This is a genomic window from Pseudoalteromonas sp. Z9A6 (assembly GCF_011378805.1).
Classification (GTDB): Bacteria; Pseudomonadota; Gammaproteobacteria; order Enterobacterales; family Alteromonadaceae; genus Pseudoalteromonas; species Pseudoalteromonas distincta.
Map to the genome: position 1 here is coordinate 1 of NZ_WTKZ01000096.1, position 8,157 is coordinate 8,157.

4 protein-coding genes and 3 pseudogenes are annotated in these 8,157 nt (G+C 40.1%); 2 read left to right on the forward strand and 5 right to left on the reverse strand.

The window, feature by feature from the left end:
• Positions 1-2: 2 nt before the first annotated feature.
• The 3 genes and pseudogenes from GQR53_RS19880 to GQR53_RS19890 all read right to left on the reverse strand — a co-directional run bounded on the left by GQR53_RS19880 (position 3) and on the right by GQR53_RS19890 (position 3,506).
• Positions 3-1,598 carry a methyl-accepting chemotaxis protein gene (locus GQR53_RS19880; RefSeq protein ID WP_165745015.1) on the reverse strand — a complete coding sequence of 532 codons (1,596 nt, stop codon included), beginning with the start codon at positions 1,596-1,598 and terminating at the stop codon, positions 3-5.
• Between the two features lie 65 nt (positions 1,599-1,663).
• Positions 1,664-2,895, reverse strand: a pseudogene (locus GQR53_RS19885) (hypothetical protein).
• Positions 2,885-3,506: pseudogene (locus tag GQR53_RS19890) on the reverse strand (methylamine utilization protein). The pseudogenes GQR53_RS19885 and GQR53_RS19890 overlap by 11 nt, the downstream one beginning before the upstream one ends.
• A gap of 158 nt (positions 3,507-3,664) precedes the next feature.
• Here GQR53_RS19890 and GQR53_RS19895 point away from each other — a divergent pair.
• Positions 3,665-5,707 carry a glycoside hydrolase family 97 protein gene (locus GQR53_RS19895; RefSeq protein WP_165745016.1) on the forward strand — a complete coding sequence of 681 codons (2,043 nt, stop codon included), beginning with the start codon at positions 3,665-3,667 and terminating at the stop codon, positions 5,705-5,707.
• Between the two features lie 22 nt (positions 5,708-5,729).
• On the opposite strand, the gene envZ is transcribed toward GQR53_RS19895, so the two are convergent.
• Complete coding sequence (gene envZ, locus GQR53_RS19900) at positions 5,730-7,043, reverse strand: two-component system sensor histidine kinase EnvZ (protein ID WP_165745017.1); 1,314 nt, start codon at positions 7,041-7,043, stop codon at positions 5,730-5,732.
• Positions 7,044-7,048: 5 nt separating this feature from the next.
• Positions 7,049-7,768, reverse strand: coding sequence for a two-component system response regulator OmpR (gene ompR, locus GQR53_RS19905; protein WP_002959552.1), 720 nt, complete (start codon positions 7,766-7,768; stop codon positions 7,049-7,051).
• A 195-nt stretch (positions 7,769-7,963) separates the two neighbouring features.
• Here ompR and GQR53_RS19910 point away from each other — a divergent pair.
• Positions 7,964-8,104: pseudogene (locus GQR53_RS19910) on the forward strand (transcription elongation factor GreB); the annotation flags it as partial.
• Between the last annotated feature and the right edge of the window lie 53 nt (positions 8,105-8,157).

Consider the following 8,157-nt stretch of genomic DNA (forward strand, 5'->3'; position numbering starts at 1 on the left):
TGCTAGATATTTAGCAATTTAGGCTGACACAGAATTCTGAACGCCCTCATTTTTTTAGATACATCCTCAGTAGTTCGAGCAAGCGCCCCCCCTTCTAAAGTTTGATCGTTTAATGATGATAGGTTTTGACTTATTTCATCTGCAACCGTTGTCTGCTCTTCAGTCGCTTGCGCTGTTTGCATCGCCATATCATTTACTTTAGTAGACGAGCTTTGCATTGCATTAAGCACATCATTAGTTTGACTAAACGAGCCAACCGCATCATCTGCAAATTGCTTACCTTCATCTATCGCTTTAATTGATTGTTCTACGCTCGTTGCAAATTGCTCTATCATTTTTTGAATATCGTTTGTGCTTACTTGCGTGCGTGTAGCCAATGTTCTTACTTCATCTGCTACTACAGCAAAACCTCTGCCATATTCACCAGCTCGCGCGGCTTCAATAGCAGCATTAAGCGCCAGCAGATTTGTTTGCTCTGCAATTGCACGAATAACCTCAAGTACTTTGGCAATGTTATCAGAACTTTGTTGTAGCTCTGTAGAGCGCGCCATAGCTTGCTCCATATTTTGCGACAAAGAAATAATACGAGAACTAGAGTGCGCAACCGCTGTTAGTCCTTGCTGAGCTAAATTTAACGATTTATCAGCTTCTGTTGATGATTGCTGAGCAACACCTGCAACTTCTCTACTTGCTACACTCATCTCATGCACTGCACTTACTATTGACTCAGAGGCTTGGCTGAGCGTTTGATTTACAGCATTGTTTTTATTTGCAACCTGACTTAACTCACCTCCTAATTCACTTAGTTCTTTTGATTGCTCTAAAATATCGCGAATTAATTGCTGTAAGTTGTCGAGAAAACGATTGAACTGCGTTGCAAGTTCAGAAAACTCATCTTTAGACGTTATAGCGATCCTGCCAGTTAAATCGCCATCACCAGAGGCTATATCGTTAATACGAGAAGTTACATAGTTAATTTGCTGTGTTAATTGCTTAGGAATAAGGTAACTAAACCAACACGCCACTAATAAAATTAATATGACAAAAATAAGCATAGTTAACTTAGTTGAAGCAATTGTGTCTGATAGTTTTTGAACTTCTTCAACCGATGTTTGCTCTGCTAATTCACCAGCTTGATCAAGCGTAGCTCTTAATTCGTCAAATGCTTTTTCTGATTGAGACTGTTTTTTTAGATTTGTTTTATCATTCATATAGGCCAGTGAAGCGTTTAACCAAGTATTATAAGCACCATCAAAACCGCGAAGCCCATTTATAGCTTTTGGATAGTCCGATAACAAAGCTAAGTACTGCTCTAACCTTTGCGTTACTTGCTCAGCATTTTCTTTATGTTCTTGCAAATAAGCTTCTTTATTGTCGTTATGTGCGACTAAATTTAACTCAGCAACCTTTGCTTGATACAAATCCCTGTCGGCACTCAAAGCAAGAGACACAGCCTTAATAAATTTATCGGATTGCACATCTAATGCATTTTTTTGTAAGTTAATTAAGTATGAATACCCAATAATTAACGACAAGATAGCAATACCTAAAATAACAATAGGAAAAGAGACTTTGACGCGGATACTATTCAAATTCATTACTTACTCCAAAAAAAACCATATTTAATACCTACCTTTTTGATAATAAATCTAGTTTATAAAACCTAAAATCGCCATTGAGCGTTTAGCATTATTTGCTGCTGCGAGATTCGTTCATTAAATCCAATTGGCTCTCTATTTTTTGCAACACTTTTAAGTGCAGAACCTTCAACCCCTATTTGTAGTTTATTAGTGAGCTGGTAGCGCCATGTTGCGGTTAAACCTTCCCCATTGCTTGCATTAGGATCAAACGCAGTGGTGTCGTTATCTGTCACTTTAAAGTAATCGTAGCGTACAGAAACTCGATGCTTGCCTTCTTTATGGCTTAACATTAAATAATGGCTGTAAAAGGCATTATCTATTAAAGCATTAGCGCCCATTTCGGTTTTACCATTAAGTACCTGTGCTATAAAGCGGGTTTTATTATTAAACTTATAAAGCCAAGCGGCGCTTGTAAAGCGAGTATCCCAAGCATACTGCCCTGTACTAATATTAAGTGTGGTTGGGTCACCGTTATTGTTGTAATAATAAATTCGAAATTGTGATTTTTTAAGTAATCCCAATGTACGCCAGCGTAATAGCCAAAACGTCCGTCTACTTCTTCAAACGGTAAAACCTGATTAGCTTGCCAGCGTAATTCATACGCATTTAATGCCGCTACAGGCGCAAATTTAACACTTTCGTTAAATGTAGTTTGCCTATCGTGTAATGCAAAACCACGCCAAGCAAGTAAAGTACCGGCAGGGTCATTGCCTTTAAATGTAGCACCTACAAAACTAAAGCTATGAGCGCTGTTAAAACGTTTTGCTGGGCGCTTAATAGTTACCTCTGCGCCAACAGTGCGTACTTCCTCGCCTATCCAGCTATTAATAGCTGAGTTTGTATAGTTATAAGGAGAAGTCCACCCTATATCAGGGTTTTCAAGCGACATAAGTGGATAAAAGCCCCCTACACGCACATGCCATTTATAGTTGCTGTTAGATAGCGGCTGATACTTTACATAAGCTTGCGTAAAACCAAGGCCAACGTCAGGATCTTGATTCGCATTTAACACCCCATGAGCCGACCAACTAGATGCTAAATCAACATTAAAATTTAAAATACCTTGGGATAAAATAAGTTCGTCGCTTTTAGTATCGTGCCGATATAGCCCAAGGCCGCCCTCTTGAAAGCTACGTATATCGTCACCCTGCACGGCTCTAATTTGTAACAAGCCTTTTACTTGTGCATACAATGCATTACTAAAACATAAAGCACCGGCTAAAAATATCAGCCTCGTTAAGCGATTAATAGTCATCAAATTCATCCGTAGCAAAGTCAATTTGCTCCGCAATTTTCTGCTTTACTTTATAAGTGATCGGGTTAGTAGCCACAGTAATAGTTTGAGATTCAACCTTACTAATATCACTAAACCCAGAATGCCAAACACTTCGTGTATTCGCCTACATTGGCATTTAAATCAACATGACCATTTTCATCAGTGATTGCAAAAATAGTACTATCGACCACCACAATATAACCTAACATCCAATCATGAATGTTACAGCCAAGCTCAATGACCCCTGTTTGATCAAAAGTAATGGGCGCTTTTGGGTGCTCCTTATATAGCTTTAATTCAAATGTTTTAGCTTTAGAAAATGAATAAACATGGTGCATGATTGAGTCCGCATTCGGAAACTCTACCTTTGCATTTTGTGGGACAACTAAAATACGCGGCTTGAATTCTCGATTTTGCTGGGTCATCGCATAAGGTGCTTCTGGAGGAATAACGCTAGAGGAATCTCCTGCAGTTAGCCATACAACAGCATTAGGTAATGGGTCATTATTAGCATTTTTAATTGTAATATTTGCTGCAAAAACTCCAGTACTAACACTTAGTAAAAATACACAAAGTAAGCTTTTTATCATTTTCTTGTCGCTATTATCAATTTGTTTACATTATAGACCGATTAAGCCACCAAATTCTTTCTATTTTTTAAAACATTGAATACGTATGTAAGCAGTCGTATTAATCATCAACAGTCATTATCCTTAGATGTCACCACCGACTCATCTAAGGACACACCATGAGAATACCAGCACTTGTGCTTTTAGCCTTTGCTAGTAATAGCTACGGACAAACCGTAGAGCTAAAATCGCCAGACACACAAATAACAGTAAGCATCTCTGACGAAAACAACACGCCAAGCTACGCAATAAAATTTAAAAACAAAGCGGTTATAAACAAATCTTTACTGGGGTTTGAATTTAAAACACAAGCAGCTTTTAGCGACGGCTTTAAAATTAAAAGCATTGAACAACAAAGCGTTAACTCACAGTGGCAACAACCTTGGGGCGAACGCCAAAACGTTGTTGACGAATATAACGAAGTAGCCGTTACCTTTACAAAAAATGAGCCAAATAAAGGTACCTACACAATTCGATTTAAAGCATTTGATAGTGGTGTAGGTTTTAGATACGAAGTACCACAACAAGCCGGGTTCGAACATACAGAAATAACCAAAGAGTTAACTGAATTTGCAATAAACAATAGCCATGATGCAACAGCATGGTGGATACCTGCTCGTGGCTGGAACCGCTACGAATATGTTTACAACACTACTCCACTTAACGAAGCTCCACTAGCTCACACACCATTTACGTTTAAAACAAGTGACGGTACTCATATTAGCATTCATGAAGCCGCACTTGTTGATTACGCGGGTATGGTGCTTAATCAGCGCCGTCCAGGCACATTTACAGCCGACTTAACCCCTTGGTCAGATGGTGTTGCCGTTAAAAAGCAAGGTGCTTTTAAAACACCATGGCGCACCATTCAAATAGCCGACAGCGCTGTTGGCTTAGTTAATTCAGATATAATACTAAACCTAAACGAGCCTAATAAACTCGGTGATGTGTCGTGGGTTAAGCCTGGCAAATACGTGGGTATCTGGTGGGGTATGCATATAAACACGCAAACTTGGGGTAGCGGTAAAAAACACGGCGCCACTACGCAAACCACAAAATACTATATGGATTTTGCAGCGCAGTATGGTTTTGATGGTGTACTCGTTGAAGGCTGGAATATTGGTTGGGATGGCGATTGGTATTTTAATGGCGATGTATTTAACTTTACCAAACCGTACGACGATTTTGATATAGCAGCGCTGACTCAATACGGCAAAGAAAAAGGCGTACAGCTCATTGGCCACCATGAAACATCAGGCAATGTAAGCAACTACCGTGACCAAATGGAAGATGCTTTTGCCCTTTACGAAAAATCAAACGTCAGCCAAGTAAAAACAGGTTATGTAGCCGATGGCGGAAATATAAAACGTATAGACAAAAACGGTATTGCGCGCCACGAATGGCATGACAGCCAATTTATGGTTAACGAATACCTTTATAACGTAAAGCTTGCGGCTAAACATAAAATTAGCATTAATACTCACGAGCCAATTAAAGATACAGGCCTGCGCCGTACTTACCCAAACTGGATCGCGCGCGAAGGCGCACGCGGACAAGAGTATAATGCATGGGGTTCGCCTCCTAACCCACCAGAACACGTACCAATGCTTGCCTTTACCCGCATGCTCTCTGGCCCTATGGACTTTACGCCAGGTATTTTTGATATGAGCTTTAATGGTTTAGGAGGCGATACAAACCGCCCACAAACTACACTTGCCAAACAACTCGCACTTTATGTTGTTTTGTATAGCCCAATTCAAATGGCTGCCGACTTACCTAAAAACTATTTGGCTAAGCCCGATGCGTTTCAATTCATTCAAGACGTACCAACAGATTGGCAGCAAAGTATTGCCCTTGATGGCGAAGTAGGCGACTTTATTGTATTCGCTCGTAAAGAACGTAAAAGCACTAAATACTCAGGAAACGATTGGTACCTAGGTGCTGTTACTGACGAAAAAGCCAGAACAATTGAGGTGAAACTCGACTTTTTAGAGCAGGGCAAAAAGTTTGAAGCGCAAATTTATAAAGATGGTAAAAACGCAGAGTGGAAAAACAATCCGTACGATATAGCTATCGAAAAACGAATTGTAACTGCAAGCGATAAACTAACGCTTAAATTAGCCACTAGTGGCGGTACAGCTATTCGTTTTAAAGCACTTTAATATGATGGGCCCCCTGCATTTACTATGCAGGGGTTGATACCTTTATTGGCAAATATACTTGTGCACTCAAACCGCCTTCTGGGCGGTTTTCTAGTTTTACTTTACCGTCGTGCATATCAACAATGCGTTTAATAATGGCAAGGCCTAAGCCACTACCTTCACTGCCACGTGCAGCATCGCCTTGCTTAAAGGGCTCAAACACAGACTCTAATTCGTTTTCAGGGATCCCAGGACCACTATCGTTTATAGCGATAACTACATATTTTTTGTTTGAATTAAAGTAACTAAGTACTTCAATATCGCCCTCAGAATAACGCAGCGCATTACCAATCATGTTGGTAATTACACGTTTAATAGCCACAGAGCTTAAGGGTATATTGCCTATATTTGGATTACTTTTAAACGTAATAGTACGTTGATGCTGAAGCTCAGAATTTACAACCTCGGCAACTAAAGCATTTATATCTTCGCAACTTAGCTCTTCACGTTTATGGTGGCGTAAATACTCAATAAACTGATCGATAATCCCGTTCATATCTTCTATATCGTAAATAATACCTTCACGAAGATAGTCGTCTTCATCAACCATCATTTCGGTGGCTAAACGGATACGCGTAAGCGGCGTACGTAAATCATGCGATACACCAGCCATTAGTAAACGGCGGTCGTTTTCAAGTGCGGCAATTCCGCGCGACATTTGATTAAACGCGCGCGTTACTTCTATTACTTCTGTTGAGCCTTCTTCTTCTAATTTGGTAGAAAAATCGCCTTTACCTACTTTTACTGCAGCTTGTTGCAGTGCTTTTAATGGCCTATTAAGGTGCCTTGCAAACAACCACCCACCCAGCACACTTAAAAAGCCAATACTTGATAAGTAAAAAGTTAAAAACTCTAAGTTATTCTCTTTAAAGCCTTTAAGCGGTACTTTTACCCAATAACCTGGCGCTTGCGGTGCTTCAACCCAATAAATCAATGGATCAGTTTGGCTAATACGTACACGAGAATAACCACCAAGTTGCTCAGTCATGCTACGCGATAGCATAGAATATTCGCGGCTTTGCCCAAGCCCTTGACGCATCGCTTCGCGCTGAGTCATCACTTCAATGCCGGTAATTTCAAAAAACTTCGCAGATACTTCGTCGTTTATTTCAACGCCATCTTCCCAGTCAATAAATACCGTTTTAATTTGCTTAGCAAGCATCAAGTTAACTTGCTCAATAGTTGGTTTTACAACATAAAAACTAACCGTAACATAAGACACTATTTGATTTATTAGCAACAAAGCCGCCACTAAAAAAACAGTTTGCCCAAAAGCACTGCGCGGAAACATGCCCATAAATATTACTTTTCACCGTCGGGAACAAACACATACCCCAAACCCCAAACGGTTTGAATATATCGCGGATTAGCAGCATCTACTTCAATCATGCGGCGAAGTCGCGACACTTGCACATCAATACTTCGCTCAAGCGCACTGTAATCACGCCCACGCGCTAAGTTCATTAGCTTATCGCGGCTAAGTGGCTCACGCGGATGCGAAACAAGCGCTTTGAGCACTGCAAACTCACCACTGGTAAGCGATATTGTTTTATCCCCTTCACTCATTTCGCGCGTTGCTAAATTAAGCGTAAATTTACCAAAAGCGATTAAGTTTTCTTCAGCAGCAGGAGCACCTGGCACTTCTTTTGCGCGGCGGCGTAAAATTGCTTTTATGCGAGCAAGTAGCTCACGTGGATTAAATGGTTTTGGAATGTAATCGTCAGCGCCAAGTTCAAGACCAATAATACGGTCTACTTCGTCGCCCTTTGCAGTAAGCATAACAATAGGAATTTCATTTTCTTTTTGGCGTAGGCGGCGGCAAATAGATAAGCCATCTTCGCCTGGGAGCATTAAATCGAGAACCATTAAGTGAAAGTTTTCGCGCTCTAGGAGTCTATCCATTTGCTCCGAGTTTCCTGCGGTTCTAACAATAAAGCCTTGCTCTACTAAGTAACGTTCAAGCAAACTGCGTAAGCGCATATCGTCATCAACAACTAATACTTTTGTGGTCTCGTGTCCCATAATCTCTTTCTTATTTTTATATCCAATTACTAGTTAATATAAATGAAAAACTTAATAATCAAAAACTAATTACTTGCTTAGATTGTTACTGAACATTTCAAAGCTTCCTTACTCGTACTTTATTACATTTTACGCTCGACAAGTTTTGGCAAATTTAATAACGTGCACACCATTAGAGTTAATAAAGAATTCACCATGAAAACAAATTTAGTTACCCGCGAAGGTTACTTGCAATTACAACAAGAACACGATCAACTATGGAACGTAAAACGCCCAGAAGTAACAAAAATAGTCAGCTGGGCGGCCAGCCTCGGAGATCGCTCTGAGAACGCAGACATTAAGTTATAACCCCAGAAAACATACTATGCATACAAAGTTCACATTAAAAA

What these genes read in the sequence shown, in the direction of transcription:
- GQR53_RS19895 (WP_165745016.1), top strand. Translation starts at nt 3,665, where the DNA reads ATGAGAATACCAGCACTTGTGCTTTTAGCCTTTGCTAGTAATAGCTAC.
- GQR53_RS19880 (WP_165745015.1), bottom strand. Translation starts at nt 1,598, where the DNA reads ATGAATTTGAATAGTATCCGCGTCAAAGTCTCTTTTCCTATTGTTATT.
- envZ (WP_165745017.1), bottom strand. Translation starts at nt 7,043, where the DNA reads ATGGGCATGTTTCCGCGCAGTGCTTTTGGGCAAACTGTTTTTTTAGTG.
- ompR (WP_002959552.1), bottom strand. Translation starts at nt 7,768, where the DNA reads ATGGGACACGAGACCACAAAAGTATTAGTTGTTGATGACGATATGCGC.